The organism is Micromonospora sp. NPDC049049 (assembly GCF_040649115.1).
In the GTDB taxonomy this organism is placed as follows: domain Bacteria; phylum Actinomycetota; class Actinomycetes; order Mycobacteriales; family Micromonosporaceae; genus Micromonospora.
On sequence record NZ_JBEZEX010000006.1, the window covers coordinates 184,776 to 200,212 of the forward strand.

Genomic DNA, 15,437 nt, shown 5'->3' on the forward strand with positions numbered 1-15,437 from the left:
AGTCCTGGCCATACGCCCGGCGCTTCGTCCCCGCGTGGGCAGTGAGCTGATGCCCCCGCGAGCGGACGTGAAGTGTAGGGAGAACGTCGGTGCCGGACGGTCCGTCGAAGTCGCCATTCGTGCCACTGCCCACCAAGATCGACCTTGGTGGGATGGACCGTGCGGTCATCGAGTGGTGGCAGGCCAACAACGTGTTCAACCGGAGTCTGGAGCAGACGGCCGACGGCCCGCCGTGGGTGTTCTACGAGGGCCCGCCGACCGCCAACGGCACGCCGGGCACCCACCATATCGAGGCGAGGGTCTTCAAGGACCTCTTTCCCCGGTACCGGACGATGCGGGGCTTCTCGGTGCCGCGCCGTGCCGGGTGGGACTGCCACGGCCTGCCCGTCGAGCTCGCGGTGGAGAAGGAACTGGGGCTCAGCGGCAAGGCCGACATCGAGAGGATGGGCGTCGCGGAGTTCAACGCCCTGTGCCGCACCTCGGTGCTGCGGCACGTCGACGAGTTCGTCCAGCTCAGCGAGCGTATGGGTTACTGGATCGACCTGGAGCATCCGTACCAGACCATGTCCCCGGAGTACGTGGACAGCGTCTGGTGGTCACTGAAGCAGATCCACGACGGCGGCCGGCTGGTGGAGGACTTCCGGGTCGCGCCGTACTGCACCCGCGACGGCACGACCCTGTCCGACCACGAGGTGGCGCAGGGGTACGAGACCGTCACCGACCCTTCCGTGTACGTGCGGTTTCCGGTGCGCGGGGACGTGGCTGGACACAGCGGTGTCGACCTGCTGATCTGGACCACCACCCCGTGGACCCTGGTGTCCAACACCGCCGTCGCCGTACACCCCGCTGTGACGTACGCCCTCGCCCGCACCGCGCAGGGCACGTTCGTCGTCGCCGAACCGCTGGCCCGGCGGGTCCTCGGCGACGAGGCGGAGATCCTGGCGACCGTACCCGGGTCGGCCCTTGAAGGACTGCGGTACGAGCGGCCGTTCGACCTGGTGGACATCCCGGACGCGCACCTCGTGGTCCTCGCGGAGTACGTCACGACCGAGGACGGCACCGGCCTCGTGCACCAGGCGCCGGCATTCGGCGCGGACGACCTCGCCGTCTGCCGCGCGTACGGGTTGCCGCTGGTCAACCCGGTCGCCCCGAACGGGCGGTTCAACGACGGCATCGACCTGGTCGGTGGGGTGTTCTTCAAGGACGCCGACGCGTTGCTGATCGACCGTCTCAGGCAGTCTGGCCGGTTGTTCCGGCACGAACCGTTCGAGCACCCCTACCCGCACTGCTGGCGGTGCCACACGCCGCTGATGTACTACGCGCAGCCGTCCTGGTACATCCGGACGACCGAGGTCCGCGACGAGCTGACGCGGGAGAATGAGCACACCAACTGGTTCCCGGAGCACATCAAACACGGCCGCTACGGCGACTGGCTGAAGAACAACATCGACTGGGCGGTATCCCGTTCCCGGTACTGGGGCACCCCGCTGCCGCTGTGGCGATGCCCGGACAACCACGTGACCGCCGTCGGTTCCCGTACTGAACTCGGGGAGCTGGCCGGCGCCGACCTGTCCGAGCTGGATCCGCACCGCCCGTACGTCGATGAGATCACCTTCGCCTGCCCGGACTGCGGCCGGACCGCCACCCGGGTCCCGGAGGTGATCGACGCCTGGTACGACTCCGGGGCCATGCCGTTCGCGTCGTTGGGCTACCCCCACGTGCCGGGTAGCAAAGAGATCTTCGAGCGCACCTACCCGGCCCAGTACATCTGCGAGGCGATCGACCAGACGCGGGGGTGGTTCTACACGCTGATGGCGGTGGGCACGCTGGTCTTCGACCGGTCCCCGTACGAGAACGTCGTCTGCCTCGGGCACATCCTGGCCGAGGACGGCCGCAAGATGAGCAAACACCTGGGCAACATCCTGCTGCCGATCCCGTTGATGGACACGCACGGCGCCGACGCGGTGCGCTGGTTCATGGCCTGCTCCGGCTCACCGTGGTCGCCGCGCCGGATCGGCCCCGGCCCGCTCGACGAGATCGTCCGCAAGGTGTTGATGACGTACTGGAACACCGCTGCGTTCTTCTCCCTCTACGCGGCGAACTCGACGTGGACGCCGCAACTGGCGCAGCCGGTCGCCCAGCGGCCGGTGTTGGACCGGTGGATCGTCGGCGAGGTCCACGCCCTCGCGGCCGCCGTCGACGAACGGATGCAGAACTACGACACGGCCCGCGCCGGCCGGCTGCTCGCCGACTTCATCGACGATCTGTCGAACTGGTACGTGCGGCGGTCGCGGCAGCGTTTCTGGGAGGGCGACCCCGACGCCCTCACCACCCTGTACGAGTGCATCGACATTCTCACGCGGCTACTGGCGCCCTTCGTTCCCTTCGTCACGGAGCAGTTGTGGCAGCAGGTCGTCCGGCCGGGTGCCGCGACGGCTGCGGAGTCGGTGCACCTGGCGACCTGGCCCACACCGGACACCACACTGATCAGTACGCAGTTGTCGGCCCAGGTGGCCACGGCGCGGGCGTTGGCCGAGGCGGGACGGTCCGCGCGTAAGGCGAGCAGTCTGCGGATCCGTCAGCCGTTGAGCCGGGCGCTCGTGGGGCTGCCGGCCGGCACCGTTCTCCCGCAGGCGTTGCTGGACGACATCGGCGACGAGTTGAACGTCAAGGTCCTCCAGCCGCTCGACGCCCAGAGCGGGGTCATCGACGTGCGGGTCAAAGCGAACTTCCGGACCCTGGGCCGCCGGTTCGGCAACCGCACCCAGCACGTCGCGACGGCGATTGCCGCCGTCGCCCCCCGCGACCTGGTCGACGGCGTCCGGGCGAACGGGTCGTACCCGCTGTCGGTCGACGGTACGCAGGTCGAGGTGGGCCTGGACGACATCCTGATCACGGAGGTGCCGCGCACCGGTTGGGTCGTGGAGTCCCAGCGTGGCGCGACGATCGCGTTGGACACCGAGATCACCCCCGAACTGGCGGCCGAGGGCGTCGCACGCGACGTCGTCCGCATCATCCAGCAGGCCCGCCGCGACGCCGACTTCGAGGTCTCCGACCGGATCACGGTGTCGATCGCCGCCCCCGCGGACGTCGCGGCGGCGGTCTCCGCGCATCAGAAGCTCATCGCGCACGAGACCCTCGCGCTCCAGCTGACGGTCACGGACGCGTTGTCGGAGGGGTTCTCCGGCACTGTGGGCGATGGTCAGGAGATTGTGGTGCACGTCGTGCGGGCCTGAGCGGTGACGGGGTGGACGATCAACGGAGACGGGTCAGGTCTTCCGGGGTCAGGCGTAGGGCTCCAGCGGCGACGTTCTGCGCCAGGTGCTCCGGGTCCGCGGTGCCGGGGATGGCGAGCACGTGGGGGCCCTGGTGCAGGGTCCAGGCGAGGCGTACCTGCTGCGGGGTGACGCCGTGGGCGCGGGCGACGGCCTCGACGGCCTCGCCCTGCGCGGTGCTCGCGCCCGCCTCCCGCCCGGTGCCGGCCAGCGCGAAGAACGGCACGTAGGCGATGCCCCGCTCACCGCAGAGCCGGACGAACGCGTCCTGCTCCCGGTAGGCGTCCACCCCGTAGTTGTTCTGCACGCAGACCACCGGCGCGATGCCCGTCACCTCGTCCAGCTGTTCCGGCCGGACGTTGGAGAGCCCGAGGTGCCGGATCAGCCCGGCGGCCCGCAACTCGGCGAGCGCGCCGAACCGGTCGGCCACCGGCACCGCACCCGACCCTCGGCCGAGGCGCAGGTTCACCACGTCGAGCTGGTCGCGGCCGAGCCGGCGAAGGTTCTCCTCCACCTGGGCCCGCAACTGCGCCGGGGTGAACGCCTCGGTGAAGCCCGCCTCCGGGTCGTACCCGAAACCGACCTTGGTGGCGATCACCAGGTCCTTCGGGTACGGGGCGAGCGCCGCGCGGATCAGCTCGGTGGCGTAGCGGGCAGGTCCGGTGCCGACGCGTAGGGTGCCGCCGGGCGAGACGTAGAACGCGGCGGTGTCGATGTGGTTGACGCCCAGCTCCACGGCGCGGCGCAGCAGGGCGACGGCCCGGTCAGGGTCGGGGTTCGCGGTGATCCGCATGGAGCCGAAGCCCATCCGGCGCACTGTGCGGTCGCCCAGGGTCCAGGTGCCCGCCGCGGCGGCGGTGATCTCATCGGTTGGCATCGGGCGACCCTAACCAGCTCGGGTACGTGACGCAGTCGGCCACGCACCCGATACCGCCCGACGGCGGAGTGGGTTAGTTTTTAGTGGCGGAGGAAACCGCGTGCGGCGGGCGCAGCACCGGCACCAGCAGCAGGGTCGGCAGCAGCAGCAACGGCACCGCCAGCAACGCGCGTAGGGTGCCGACCTCGTCGCCGACCAGCCCCAGCAACGGCGGGCCACCGAGGAACGCGGTGTAGCCGATCACCGCGACCACGCTCACCCGCACCGCCGCGTGCGCCTCGTCGTCGGCCGCCGCGCTCATCCCGACCGGGAAGCCCAACGACGCACCCAGGCCCCACAGCGCGACGCCGATGACAGCCACCGGCCCGGAGCCCGCCAGCACCGCCAGGCCGGCGCCGACCACGGCGAGGCCGATGGTGCCGCTGAGCACCGGCACCCGACCCCACCGGTCCAGCGCGATGGTGCCGACGGTGCGTCCGACGGTCATGCCGACCACGAAGACCGCGAAGACCGCCGCGCCGGCGGCCTCGCTCAACTCCCGTCCATCGATGAACGCCACGGCCAGCCAGTCGTTGGCGGCACCCTCGGTGAACGCCGCCACCAGCACGAACAGCCCGATCAGCAGGGTGCGCGGCTCCCGCCAGGCAGCGAGCTGAGCCCGGCGGCGGGCAGCCGGGGTGGCGTCCGCCGGGTCGCCGGTGTGATCGCTGCCCACGGGCATGAACGTCCGGGCGGCGAGCGCGGTGCCGGTCAACACGACAACCGCCACAGCGACGAGATGCGCGCCGACCGACACGTCGAACCGGGCCGCCCCGGCGCCCAGCGCCGCTCCGGCCACCGAGCCGAGGCTCCACCCGGCGTGGAACCGGGGCATGATCGTACGAGCCAGCCGCCGTTCCACCGCCGCGCCCTCGACGTTCATCGCCACGTCGCAGGCGCCGGAGCCGTAGCCGAGAGCGACAAGTCCCAGGGCGACGACGGCGAACGACCCGGTCATCGTGGCGCCCAGGCCCGCCACGGTCAGGCCGACCGCGACCACTGCGGTGGCGAGAGTGACGGTGCGGGCCGCGCCGAGACGCTGGGCGAGCAGGCCGGCGGTGGGCATGGCGAGCAACGCGCCGACGCTCATCGCCAGCAGCAGCAACCCGAGTCGGCCGGCGGAGAGGTCCAACGCCTCCCGGACCGCCGGAACGCGGGAGAACCAGCTACCCACGGCCAGCCCGTTGAGGGTGAAGGTGACAGCGACGCCATTGCGGGCGAGCCGCACCGTCCGCAGGGTCGGCGACGCGGTTTCCGGGGCTAACGGGCGACTGGTGGGGGCGCTCACGAGGGTAAGTCCTCTTTCTCGGGGTGATCTCCTGGCACGATCGCACACCTGAGAGCGCTACCACCACAACCGGGTACCGCCCCTTACCGCTGCTGGACCGGCCGGGGCATGATGGGCAGGCGTTGGTCCCCACCTGACGGGCCGCCGCAGGAGGCGACGATGACGACAGCGGCACACCGACCTGCCACTCTTGAGGACGTGGCCCGGGTTGCCGGGGTGTCCCGGTCCACGGCGTCGCGGGTGATCGCCGGCACCGGATTCGCCTCGCCGGCCGCCCGGAAACAGGTCACGGCGGCCGTCGACCAGCTCGGCTACGTGCCCAACCCGGCCGCGCGGGCGCTGGTCCACGGCCGAGGCGGCGTACGCCTGGTCGTTGCCGTTCTGGGCACCAGCGCCGCCGTGCTGGACGACCCGTACGTGAACCAGGTGGTCGGCGCGGCCGCCCGGGTGTGCACGCCCGCCGGTGTCGGGGTGGCCCTGTGCTGGCTGCCGTTCGGCGACCCCCGCAGCCTCGACCAACTCGAGGGCGATCGCAGTGTGTGCGGGGTGATCCTGGTCAACACCACCGAGGAGCTGCTGGCGGCGGTGCCCCGGTCGCTGCGTGGTCGAGTGGTCTCGATCGGCATCGGCTCGGCGACAGTGCCCTCGTTCGACGTTGACAACGCCGCCGGCTCCGAGGCGGTGCTGCGTCATCTGTACGCCTCGGGGCGCCGCCGGATCGCCATGGTGACCGGCCCCCGGTGGCTGCCCTGCGCGCAACGCCCCGTGCAGACGTACCGCCGGCTGATGGCCGAGGCCGGCCTACCGGAGCGGATACTGCCCGGGGACTTCCGGGCGGCGCGCGGCCGGACGGCGGCCGGCGAGGCGCTGCGCCGCTGGCCGGACATCGACGCCATCTACGCGATCAGCGACGACACCGCGCTCGGGGTGATCGCTGGCCTGCGCGACGCCGGCGCGCAGGTGCCCGACGACGTCGCGGTGGCCGGCTTCGACGACATTCCGTTGGCCGGGATGACGGCCCCGGCGCTGACCACGGCGAGTCATCCGGTCGGGCGGATCGCCGGCGCCGCAGCTACCGCTCTGTTGGAAGGGCGCCCGGCTGCCCCGGTGACCCTCTTCCCGTCCGCACTGGTGGCACGGGCCAGCGCTTGAGTCGACGTCCGGTCGAGCACGCTCACGGTTAACCAGTGACGGGCCGGGTAACCGCGTCGGAGCTTCCGTCCACCGTGAGGAGCGCCGAGGAGTGTCCGACTCCGCGCCGTCGCACTGGGACCCGGCGCCGAGCCCCCGGGACGGCCGGTTGACCGTCCGCCGGCACCCCCCGGAGGCGCCGGGCCGCACCGGGCTGGTGCCGATGACCGGCCCCGACGGTGACCGGCTGGCCCTGGGGTACGCCCCGGAGCCGGCGACCGACGGTTCGGCGTACCGGTTGGTGCTGCTCCTGCACGGTGCGGGCGGCTCGGCGCGACAGGGGCTGGACCTGCTGTTGCCGGTCGCGGACGCGCATCACCTGCTGCTGGTCGCCCCGGACTCGTCAGCGGCCAGTTGGGACCTGATCGCCGGTGGCTTCGGGGCGGACGTGGGGCGCATCGACGGGCTGTTGGCGACCGTCTTCGACACCTACCCGGTGGCCGACGTGACGGTCGGCGGCTTCTCCGACGGTGCCTCGTACGCGCTGTCGCTGGGCTTGGCGAACGGGGATCTGGTCGACGCGGTACTGGCCTTCTCCCCCGGTTTCGCCGCGCCACCGGTCACCCACGGCCGGCCACGGATCTTCATCTCGCACGGCGTCGACGACCGGGTGCTGCCCATCGACGTGTGCAGCCGCCGTCTCGTCCCCCACCTGCACGACCTCGGCTACGACGTGACCTACCAGGAGTTCCCCGGCGGCCACGACATTCCCGCCCCGATCCGCGACGCCGCCACCACCTGGCTGACCGCCCATCCTTGAAGGGCGGGGAACCAGCGTTGAGCAGTGCGGACATCAGACCGGTGGGAGGCCCAGGGCTTCGTCGACGCGGGCGAGAACGGCGGCGTCGTCCTCCGGGTTGACGCCGCGCAGCAGGTCGATGGCCGTCGCCCGGACCTGACCGATGATCATCGCTAGGGGGAGGGTCTGCGTGGGGCCGAAGAGCTGCCCGGCGGCGTGCACCGCGGCCAGCGCCGACTCGTCGGCCCGACTCGCGTGCCGGTCGGCGGTCTCCTCCTGCCCGTCGAGGTCGGCGGCGAGGGCGGCACCGGCCTGACGGACCGCCTCGGCCAGTGACCGTAGGGCGACGCCCAGCTCGGGCGGAACAGGAGTGTGCAGCCGGCTGAGGGTCACCCCCGCACGGGCCAGCACGCGGACGTTGCGGACCGCGTAGTCGATCTGTCGGATCGACTCGTCCACCGAACGCAGCCGACCGATGTGCCGACGTCGACGGACGTTGAGCCGCAGCGCCTCACCGGCGGCCAGCACACCGTCGCGCAGCCCGTCCACCCGGGCGTCCATCCCCCGCGCCTGCCTCAGCGCGGCGACCGCCGCCGGCTCGTCACGGTCGTTCAGCGCGTCGGCGATCCCGCCCAGCAGACCGGCCAGCTCGTCGAAGGTCCGCCGCACCTCGGCGACCAGCGGGGCCAGCGGATGCCGGGCGTCGACCAGCAGGCTGGCCGCGAGGGCCACCGCGCCGCCGACCAGCGCGTCGACGAAGCGGAACGGCACCAACGAGCCGTCCGGCGGTGCGACCACCACCAGGTAGAGCGCGGAAACGGCGGCCTGCACCAGCGTCACGCCGGTGGCGCCGAAGGCCACCGCCAGGAGGACTGTGAGCAGGATGACGGTGAACACCGTCCAGGTGCTGCCCGGGCCGAGCGCCTGCACCACCAGGTCCGCGACGAGCACCCCGGCGGCGACCCCGAGGATGACCTCGACGGCCCGGCGGATGCGCTGCCCCCGGGCCTGTCCGAGGACGATCAGCGCGGCGGCCGGCGCGAAGAAGGGCTGCGGGTGCCCGAGCAACTGGGTGGCCAGCAGCCAGGCCACCGTCGCCGCGACGGTTGCCTCCAACACCGGTCGCCAGCCGTGCCGCAGCCGGCCGCCGGCCGTCCGCAGGCCGCTGAACCGCACCATCGCCCAACCTCTCCACCCCGCTGGGCCACCCGCCAGACCGCCCCAATGCCAAGCCGCCAAGCCGCCAGACCGCCAGACCGCCAGACCGCCAGGCCGTCAAGCCGTCAAGCCGTCAAGCCGTCAAGCCGTCAGCTCACCACATCCGCCACCAGCTCACGCCGGCACACCGCAGCACGCCGTCCACTCGCCCTTTGGAGCTGATGTCATAAACGAATCAGGCGCGATGTCGTAAACGATTCAGCTCCAAAGGGCCGGCCCACCGCACCATGCCGGCGGCCACGGCATCCCGTGGCGATCGTCTCCCATCACGCGTCGGACCTGATCACCGGGCTGCTGTGCGACCCTCCCGGGTGCAGGCGCGCAGACGGGCCCCCACGCCGTCGGGCCCACGCACCACCAAGCCCGCACACGCTCCGGCCCACGCGCCACCAAGCCCAAGAGACCATCGGGCCTGCGCGCGGCCAGCCCAAGACACCATCGGCCCGCGCGCGGGCAGGCGCGGGGTCCCGCTCGGCGACCGGCGCCGGTCGGGTCAGCTTCCGGTGAGGGCGCGCAGCAGCGTACGGACGGCGGCGCTCAGGTCGGCGCGGCTGGCGACCGTACCGGGCGGTGGGGCGCTGAGCGCGCCCGCGCCGGCCAGCCGGTCGAAGAGCAGCCCGTCCACGAACGCCACGAACTGGTCGCCCTGCCGATCAGGGTCGGTGGCCCCGGCCCGGGTCAGCAGGTACCGGGCCTGCACCCGCAGGCCGGTGCCGTGCTGCAGGATGCCGCGCAGCTCGGGCCGGTGCACCGCCTCCAGAAGGCACGCGTAGCGGGCGAGGCTTCGGCTGCGTCCGGTGCTCAACCAGCGGTCGAGCACCTCGGCGACGCCGGCGGCGAGCGCGTCGAGGTCGCCGCTGTCGAGCCGGGGCGCAGGGGTCGGGGGTGGCGGGCCGGTCGGCAGGTCGTACGCCGCCAGGTCGGCCCGGTCCCGCTCGGCGAGCCGTCCCACCACCGCCTCGATCAGCGCCTGCCGGGTCCGCAGGTACGCGGAGGTGGTGCCCGGCGGCATTCCGGCGCGGCCGTCGACCGCCCGGTGGGTCAGGGCTCGCATGCCACCGTCGGCGATCAATTCGATGGCCGCGTCGGTCAGTGTCGCGATCCGGTTCCCCCGCGCCGTCATGGCACTCCTCGCTCCTGGTGGTCCGGAGGTAGTATCGCTCTTCTACAGGTGTAGAAGGAGGATCGACATGGACGACTCACACGCGGTGGTGGTCGGCGCCGGCATCGGCGGGTTGAGCGCGGCGCTCGCCCTGCACCGGCACGGGTGGCGGGTCACCGTGCTGGAGCGCGCGCCCGAGATGCGCGAGGTCGGTGCCGGCCTGAGCCTGATGGCGAACGCGGTGCGCGCGCTGGACGCCCTCGGACTCGGCCCAGCCCTGCGCCGGGGCGGACACGGTGAGGCGCCCGGCGGAATGCGCGACCGGCACGGGCGGTGGTTGTCCCGGGTGGAGGCCGCGGAGATGATCAGGCAGCTAGGCACCACGGCGCTCGGCGTGCACCGGGCCACGCTGCACCGCACCCTGCGCGAGGCCCTGCCGGCGTCGTCCCTGCACACCTCCGCCACGGTGGAGCACGTCGAGTCGGGCCCGGACAGCGCCGAGGTGCGCTATCAAAGCCCTGACGGCCCTCACACGGTCACCGCCGATCTGGTGGTCGGGGCCGACGGCCTGCGCAGCCGGGTCCGCGCCCAACTCTGGCCGCAACACCCCGGTCCGGTGTACGCCGGATCGACGACGTGGCGGGCGGCCATCGCCTTTCCCGATCCGATCCCGGCCGCCATCACCTGGGGGCCGGGAGCCGAGTTCGGCATGGTGCCGATCGGCGACGGCCAGCTCTACTGGTACGGCGCACTGAACGCCCCGCCCGGCGGCCACGCTCCCGACGAGCTGGCGGCAGTGCGGGAGCACTTCGGCGATTGGCACGACCCCATCCCGGCGCTTCTCGCGGCAACCCCACCCGACGTCGTGCTGCGCAACGACATCCACCACCTGGCCGAGCCGCTGCCCTCGTACGTGCGGGGGCGGGTGGCCTTGCTCGGCGACGCGGCCCACCCGATGACACCCAACCTGGGGCAGGGCGCCGGACAGGCGATCGAGGACGCTGTGGTGCTCGGCGCGGTCTGCGCCGGCGGCGCGGGGCATGTGCCCGCTGCCCTGGCGGCGTACGACGAGCAGCGTCGACCACGCAGTCAGTCAGTTGCCCGTGCCTCCTACGTCGCTGGACGGTTCGGACAGCAGCTGCACAACCCGGTCGCCTTCGCGATGCGGACCGTCGCGTTGCGGCTCATCCCGAGCCGGCTGGCCCTGCGCAGCATGGCCCGCTACGCGGACTGGCGACCGCCGGCGGTCTGAGCCGGCCCAGCGATCCGGCCGGTGGCCAGGGCGGCGTACTCAGCCGAGGCGAGGAACTCGGTCAACACCTCCACGGTGCCCGGCGTCCAGGGACGACCGTCGAGCACCTCGGCACCCGGGACGAAGAGCATCGCCGCGCCCTCGCCGAGCACGACGTCCTCCTGCCGGGCCCTGGTGGTGCCGAGGAAGTAGTGCTTCACCCGGGCCAGCTCGGGCAGCGACTGCACGGCGACCGGTTGCAGCGGCCCGTCGGCCCGCAGGCCGGTCTCCTCCAACAACTCCCGCTCGGCGGTCTGCTCCGGCGTCTCCCCCGGCTCGCCGTGGCCGCCGGGCAGCCCCCACACGTTCGGGTGGTGCGTCGCGTCGCCGTCGCGCAGTTGCAACAGCAGCTGCCCGTCGGGATCTACCAGCAGGACGCACGCGACAATTCTCATCCGGCCAGACTACGGCCGGCGAGGAGCCGTCGTGGCCCCAAAGCTCCAGAATAGTCATTCGGGGCGTCGGCGGCACTAATCAAAGGCGACAGTGCGCCGGTACAATCGGCGACTTCGTTGTGACCGATCGCTGACTGCTGATGGTGAAAGCGATCACACACACTGAGCCCATGAACAGGAGAGTCAACCGCGGTAGGGCACTCCGCGTCGCGGTGTGCCTCCTTCTTCTCGCCGCGCTGAGCGGCTGTATGCAGCTCAACATGGGGTTGACCGTCAACGCCGACGACACTGTCGACGGGCAGCTCCTGCTGACGGCCCAGAAGTCCGTGCTGAGCAGTCGCAACAAGAACCTCCCGGTCGCCTTCGCGGAGTTGCGGCAGAACATCCCCGCCCTACCGGCGGGCGAGGAAACCCTTTACCAGGACGACACTTTCTACGGCTCCCAGATCAGTTACCGCAAGGCGCCGCTGGCCGGTTTCGACACCGAGAGCGTGAAACTGGTCAGGGACGGCGATCTTTACCGCTTCACGCTGCCGCTCGATCCCAAGAAATATGGCGGAAAGGTTGCGGAGCAGAATCCGCAGAACCAACAGGCGTTCCTCAAGCTCATGTCGTTCGAGATCTCGGTGACATTTCCCGGCCGGGTGATCGACAGCAATGGCTCCGTCAACGGCCGGTCGGTCAGCTGGAAGGTCGATCCCAACCAGGACAAGCCGGCCGAGCTGCGGGCCGTGGCCGAGGCGCCGCCACGACCGTCCACCTCGCCGGTTGCCGCCGGCGAGGAGGACGACGGCGGATTCCCCTGGCTGTTCGTCGTCGGCGGTGTCCTCCTCCTGCTGCTGCTCGCCGCGGTGGGCGTACTCCTGATTCGCCGCCGTCACCCCGCGGCGCCGGCGGCGCCCGGTCCGACCCCGCCGCCGGGCCCTCCCGCCGGCGCCCCGGGGCCCGGCTGATCCACCTGGTGGCCGGCTCGGCCGGCCACGCCCGGCCCCGGCCGCCCCCGAGACGACGGCGACCGGCCCCGGTGCTCCCCGCAGGGGCACCGGACCTCACCACCACCACATCCCGGTCGCACCATCGCAGAAGGGGGATCGTCATGAACGATCTCTTCACCTGGGCAGCCCTGGGGACCATCGCCGGCGCGAGCGCCGCCACCCTGCTGGCCACCAACGTCATCGGCGGGCTGATCGGCCCGAGCGGCGACAAGCTCCGCAAGTGGATCGCCATCGCCATCGCGTTGCTGCTGTCCTACGTGACAGCGGCGTTCGCCGACGAGGCCGGCGGCGAGAAGTGGGTCATCGCGTTCTTCAACGCGCTGGTCATCTTCTCCGCCGCGCTCGGCGTCAACCAGTTCCCGCCCGGCAATCGACAGGCGACGCCGACCCAGGTCGCGAGCGGTCGTGAGCCCCGAGTCTTCCGTTCCTGGGTCTGAGGGGTGCCGTCATGGTCTTCGGAATTCTCAGCGCAGCCGCTCACGTCGGCTTCGGCGCCCTGCTCGGCTTCCTCGCCGGTGGCCCCATCGGGCTGCTGATCGGCGCCGTCGTGGGCCTGGTGGTCGGCGCGGTCTTCGGCTGGTCGGTGGCCTCCGCCGGGGTGTACGGCTCGGACGCCCGCGGCATCTTCCTCTTCGTCGTCGACCACACCTGGAGTCTGCTCAACACTGTCGTCGGCGCGATCTACCTGACGGTGCACCTGATCTTCGGGCACTCACTGGACCGGCCCACATCACTGAACAGCGGCCGGGTCAGCGTCGTGGAGGGAGTGTCGCCCCGCTACGCCACCACCATCGGCACCGTCTGCGCCGGCTCCACCTCCGGCATCCAGCGGCACGAGGACGTGCACATCTTCCAGGGTCGTCTGCTCGGGCCGCTCTACATCCCCCTCGTCCTGGCCAACTACGTCCTGTTCACCATCGCGCCGGTGTGGCTGCTCTACCACGACCACACCAACGCGCCGATCAACCGCTTCACCCGGTACTTCGAGATCGGCGTCTACCCGCACGTGTGGAACGAGGCCATCGCGTACCGGATCCAGGGGACGCCGCCGCGATGACCACCCACGGGCGCGGACCGATCGAGAGCGCCACCGCCGAGCTGGTCGCCTGGGTGACCAGCGCGGCGGGGGAACCAGTCCCGATCGGCCCGCCCCGCGCGTGCGACGACGCCGACGGGCTCACCCTCTGGCCCCTCGAACTGCGCCCGGCCCGGCAGACCCGCTCCAGCGGCGCGGTCCGCGAACCGTACCGGTTCACGGTCCGCCACCTGCTCTGCGTCACCGGTCCGGCCGGGTTGCCCCGGCTGGACCGGGTGCTCATCGCCGCGACCAGCGACGGCAGTTACCCGGTCGTACTGGAGGCCGGTGACCCACCGCTGTGGACGGCGTTCGGCACCGCACCCCGACCGGCGCTGCTGATCGACGTGGCGGCGCAGGTGGACCACCCCACTCCGGCCGCGCCGCCGGTGCTGCAACCGCTGCGGTTGCGGCAACTCGACGTGCGCAGCCTCAGTGGGCGGGTCGTCGGCCCCCAGGAGCAGCCACTGGCCGCGATGCGGGTCGAGCTGCCCGCCACCGGCTCCGCCACCCGCACCGACACCGAGGGCCGGTTCCTGATCGTCGGTGTCCCGCACGACCCCGAGCACCCGAGCCCGGTCCGGCTGCGGCTGAGCGGACGCGGGCTCGTCCTCACCGCCGACGTCGACCCGGCCGAGGACGACATCGTCATCGTCTGCGCGCCACCGACCCACTGACACCCACAGGCACAGGAGGACCGATGCCCAGTTACTTCTCCCCCGGCATCTATGTCGAGGAGGTCCCCAGCGGCGCCCGACCGATCGGGCCGGCGAGCACCAGCATCGCCGCTTTCGTCGGCGTCGCCCCGGATCGCTCCGCCCATCTGGGCAAGGCGGTGCCGGTCAACAACTGGACGGAGTTCCTGCGGCTCTTCGCCAGTGGGGAGCGGGTGGAGAGCACCCCGTTGGCACGGGCGGTCTTCGGCTTCCTGGACAACGGGGGCGCCCGCTGCTGGGTGGTCAACGTCGGCGAGGGTGGCGCGATCACCGGCTCCGGGCAGCGGCGCGGGGGTCTGCAACTGCTGGAGGCCGTCGACGAGATCTCGATCATCGCCGCGCCCGGCTTCCACGACGTGGTGTCGCACGAGGCCCTGCTCAGCATGGCCGAGCGCACCCGCACCATGGTCGCGATCTGCGACCCGGCGCCGGACATCGACGACATCTCCGCGTTGACCCGGGTGGCCACGCCGTCCTCCGGCAAACCCCCCAAGCCCGCCGAGGGTACGGGCGGCGGTCCCGGCGGCGGCGCGGCCCAGCCGGGCGGCTCCGGCGGCCACGAGGGGGCCGCCTACCGGCCGCGCCAGTCCGAGTTCGGCGCGTTCTACTACCCCTGGCTGCGGGTGCGCGACCCGATCAGCGGCGAGTTGGAGCTCACCCCGCCGAGCGGGCACCTGGCCGGCATCTGGGCCCGCACCGATGCCCTGCGCGGGGTGCACAAGGCACCGGCCAACGAGCCGGTGCGCGGCGCCGTCGACCTGGGCTACCTGGTCACCCGACCGGAACACGACGTGCTCAACCCCAAGGGTGTCAACGTGATCCGCTACTTCGCCGGCGAGGGCATCCGGGTCTGGGGCGCCCGTACGCTCGCCGCCGAGGCCAGCGAGTGGCGCTACCTCAACGTCCGACGCCTCAGCATCGCCATCGAGCAGGCCATCGCCAACGGCACCCGGTGGATGGTCTTCGAGCCCAACGACTTCACCCTCTGGCGTTCGATCCGGCGCGACATCGGGGCGTTCCTCACCCGCGTGTGGCGCGACGGCGCGCTGCTGGGGCGCAGCCCGGAGGAGGCGTTCTTCGTCAAGTGCGACGAGGAGACCAACCCGCCGGACGTCCGCGACGCGGGCATGGTGATTGCCCACATCGGCATCGCGGTCGTCAAGCCCGCCGAGTTCGTGGTGTTCAAGCTGAGCCAGTGGGCCGGCGGCACCGAGACCGAGACGATCGGAGGCTGAC

General features: G+C 71.9%; 14 protein-coding genes. 9 read left to right on the forward strand and 5 right to left on the reverse strand.

The features are described 5' to 3' along the window. Positions 1-89: 89 nt before the first annotated feature. The gene (ileS, locus tag AB0B68_RS09430) at positions 90-3,236 is read left to right on the forward strand and encodes an isoleucine--tRNA ligase (protein ID WP_357199206.1); all 3,147 of its coding nucleotides are present in this window, start codon (positions 90-92) and stop codon (positions 3,234-3,236) included. A gap of 19 nt (positions 3,237-3,255) precedes the next feature. Here ileS and AB0B68_RS09435 read toward each other — a convergent pair whose 3' ends face one another. Next, the gene (locus AB0B68_RS09435) at positions 3,256-4,152 is read right to left on the reverse strand and encodes an aldo/keto reductase (RefSeq protein ID WP_357199209.1); all 897 of its coding nucleotides are present in this window, start codon (positions 4,150-4,152) and stop codon (positions 3,256-3,258) included. Positions 4,153-4,225: 73 nt separating this feature from the next. Next, positions 4,226-5,479, reverse strand: a complete 1,254-nt coding sequence (locus AB0B68_RS09440) for an MFS transporter (RefSeq protein WP_357258891.1) — start codon at positions 5,477-5,479, stop codon at positions 4,226-4,228. 159 nt (positions 5,480-5,638) lie between these two features. Between AB0B68_RS09440 and AB0B68_RS09445 the strand changes: the two genes are divergently transcribed. Both AB0B68_RS09445 and AB0B68_RS09450 read left to right on the forward strand, forming a co-directional pair. Then, entirely contained in the window at positions 5,639-6,631 is a 993-nt protein-coding gene (locus AB0B68_RS09445; RefSeq protein WP_357258894.1) for a LacI family DNA-binding transcriptional regulator, read from the forward strand. Positions 6,632-6,722: 91 nt separating this feature from the next. Further along, a complete protein-coding gene (locus AB0B68_RS09450) occupies positions 6,723-7,430 on the forward strand; it encodes a phospholipase (RefSeq protein WP_357199218.1) in 708 nt (235 codons plus the stop codon). Positions 7,431-7,463: 33 nt separating this feature from the next. Here AB0B68_RS09450 and AB0B68_RS09455 read toward each other — a convergent pair whose 3' ends face one another. After that, positions 7,464-8,588, reverse strand: a complete 1,125-nt coding sequence (locus AB0B68_RS09455; protein WP_357258897.1) for an FUSC family protein — start codon at positions 8,586-8,588, stop codon at positions 7,464-7,466. A gap of 532 nt (positions 8,589-9,120) precedes the next feature. After that, positions 9,121-9,750, reverse strand: a complete 630-nt coding sequence (locus AB0B68_RS09460; RefSeq protein ID WP_357199224.1) for a TetR/AcrR family transcriptional regulator — start codon at positions 9,748-9,750, stop codon at positions 9,121-9,123. Between the two features lie 67 nt (positions 9,751-9,817). Here AB0B68_RS09460 and AB0B68_RS09465 point away from each other — a divergent pair, with 67 nt between their 5' ends. Continuing rightward, the gene (locus AB0B68_RS09465; RefSeq protein WP_357258900.1) at positions 9,818-10,981 is read left to right on the forward strand and encodes an FAD-dependent oxidoreductase; all 1,164 of its coding nucleotides are present in this window, start codon (positions 9,818-9,820) and stop codon (positions 10,979-10,981) included. On the opposite strand, the gene AB0B68_RS09470 is transcribed toward AB0B68_RS09465, so the two are convergent. Then, positions 10,951-11,415, reverse strand: a complete 465-nt coding sequence (locus tag AB0B68_RS09470) for an NUDIX domain-containing protein (RefSeq protein WP_357199230.1) — start codon at positions 11,413-11,415, stop codon at positions 10,951-10,953. The two genes, AB0B68_RS09465 and AB0B68_RS09470, sit on opposite strands and share 31 nt — an antisense overlap. Positions 11,416-11,585: 170 nt before the next feature. Between AB0B68_RS09470 and AB0B68_RS09475 the strand changes: the two genes are divergently transcribed. The 5 genes from AB0B68_RS09475 to AB0B68_RS09495 all read left to right on the forward strand — a co-directional run bounded on the left by AB0B68_RS09475 (position 11,586) and on the right by AB0B68_RS09495 (position 15,436). Further along, complete coding sequence (locus AB0B68_RS09475) at positions 11,586-12,368, forward strand: DUF3153 domain-containing protein (protein WP_357199233.1); 783 nt, start codon at positions 11,586-11,588, stop codon at positions 12,366-12,368. A gap of 143 nt (positions 12,369-12,511) precedes the next feature. Further along, a complete protein-coding gene (locus tag AB0B68_RS09480) occupies positions 12,512-12,847 on the forward strand; it encodes a hypothetical protein (RefSeq protein ID WP_355007395.1) in 336 nt (111 codons plus the stop codon). An 11-nt stretch (positions 12,848-12,858) separates the two neighbouring features. Further along, positions 12,859-13,467, forward strand: coding sequence for a glycine zipper family protein (locus AB0B68_RS09485; protein WP_357199237.1), 609 nt, complete (start codon positions 12,859-12,861; stop codon positions 13,465-13,467). Next, a complete protein-coding gene (locus AB0B68_RS09490; RefSeq protein ID WP_357258903.1) occupies positions 13,464-14,162 on the forward strand; it encodes a carboxypeptidase regulatory-like domain-containing protein in 699 nt (232 codons plus the stop codon). The genes AB0B68_RS09485 and AB0B68_RS09490 overlap by 4 nt, the downstream gene beginning before the upstream one ends. 23 nt (positions 14,163-14,185) lie before the next feature. Next, complete coding sequence (locus AB0B68_RS09495) at positions 14,186-15,436, forward strand: phage tail sheath subtilisin-like domain-containing protein (protein WP_357199243.1); 1,251 nt, start codon at positions 14,186-14,188, stop codon at positions 15,434-15,436. The last annotated feature ends 1 nt before the right edge of the window (position 15,437 follow it).

Excerpts from the sequence above, each read along its gene's own strand:
- AB0B68_RS09435 (WP_357199209.1), bottom strand. The coding sequence starts at position 4,152 with ATGCCAACCGATGAGATCACCGCCGCCGCGGCGGGCACCTGGACCCTG.
- AB0B68_RS09445 (WP_357258894.1), top strand. The coding sequence starts at position 5,639 with ATGACGACAGCGGCACACCGACCTGCCACTCTTGAGGACGTGGCCCGG.
- AB0B68_RS09455 (WP_357258897.1), bottom strand. The coding sequence starts at position 8,588 with ATGGTGCGGTTCAGCGGCCTGCGGACGGCCGGCGGCCGGCTGCGGCAC.
- AB0B68_RS09460 (WP_357199224.1), bottom strand. The coding sequence starts at position 9,750 with ATGACGGCGCGGGGGAACCGGATCGCGACACTGACCGACGCGGCCATC.
- AB0B68_RS09465 (WP_357258900.1), top strand. The coding sequence starts at position 9,818 with ATGGACGACTCACACGCGGTGGTGGTCGGCGCCGGCATCGGCGGGTTG.
- AB0B68_RS09470 (WP_357199230.1), bottom strand. The coding sequence starts at position 11,415 with ATGAGAATTGTCGCGTGCGTCCTGCTGGTAGATCCCGACGGGCAGCTG.
- AB0B68_RS09475 (WP_357199233.1), top strand. The coding sequence starts at position 11,586 with ATGAACAGGAGAGTCAACCGCGGTAGGGCACTCCGCGTCGCGGTGTGC.
- AB0B68_RS09480 (WP_355007395.1), top strand. The coding sequence starts at position 12,512 with ATGAACGATCTCTTCACCTGGGCAGCCCTGGGGACCATCGCCGGCGCG.
- AB0B68_RS09485 (WP_357199237.1), top strand. The coding sequence starts at position 12,859 with ATGGTCTTCGGAATTCTCAGCGCAGCCGCTCACGTCGGCTTCGGCGCC.
- AB0B68_RS09490 (WP_357258903.1), top strand. The coding sequence starts at position 13,464 with ATGACCACCCACGGGCGCGGACCGATCGAGAGCGCCACCGCCGAGCTG.
- AB0B68_RS09495 (WP_357199243.1), top strand. The coding sequence starts at position 14,186 with ATGCCCAGTTACTTCTCCCCCGGCATCTATGTCGAGGAGGTCCCCAGC.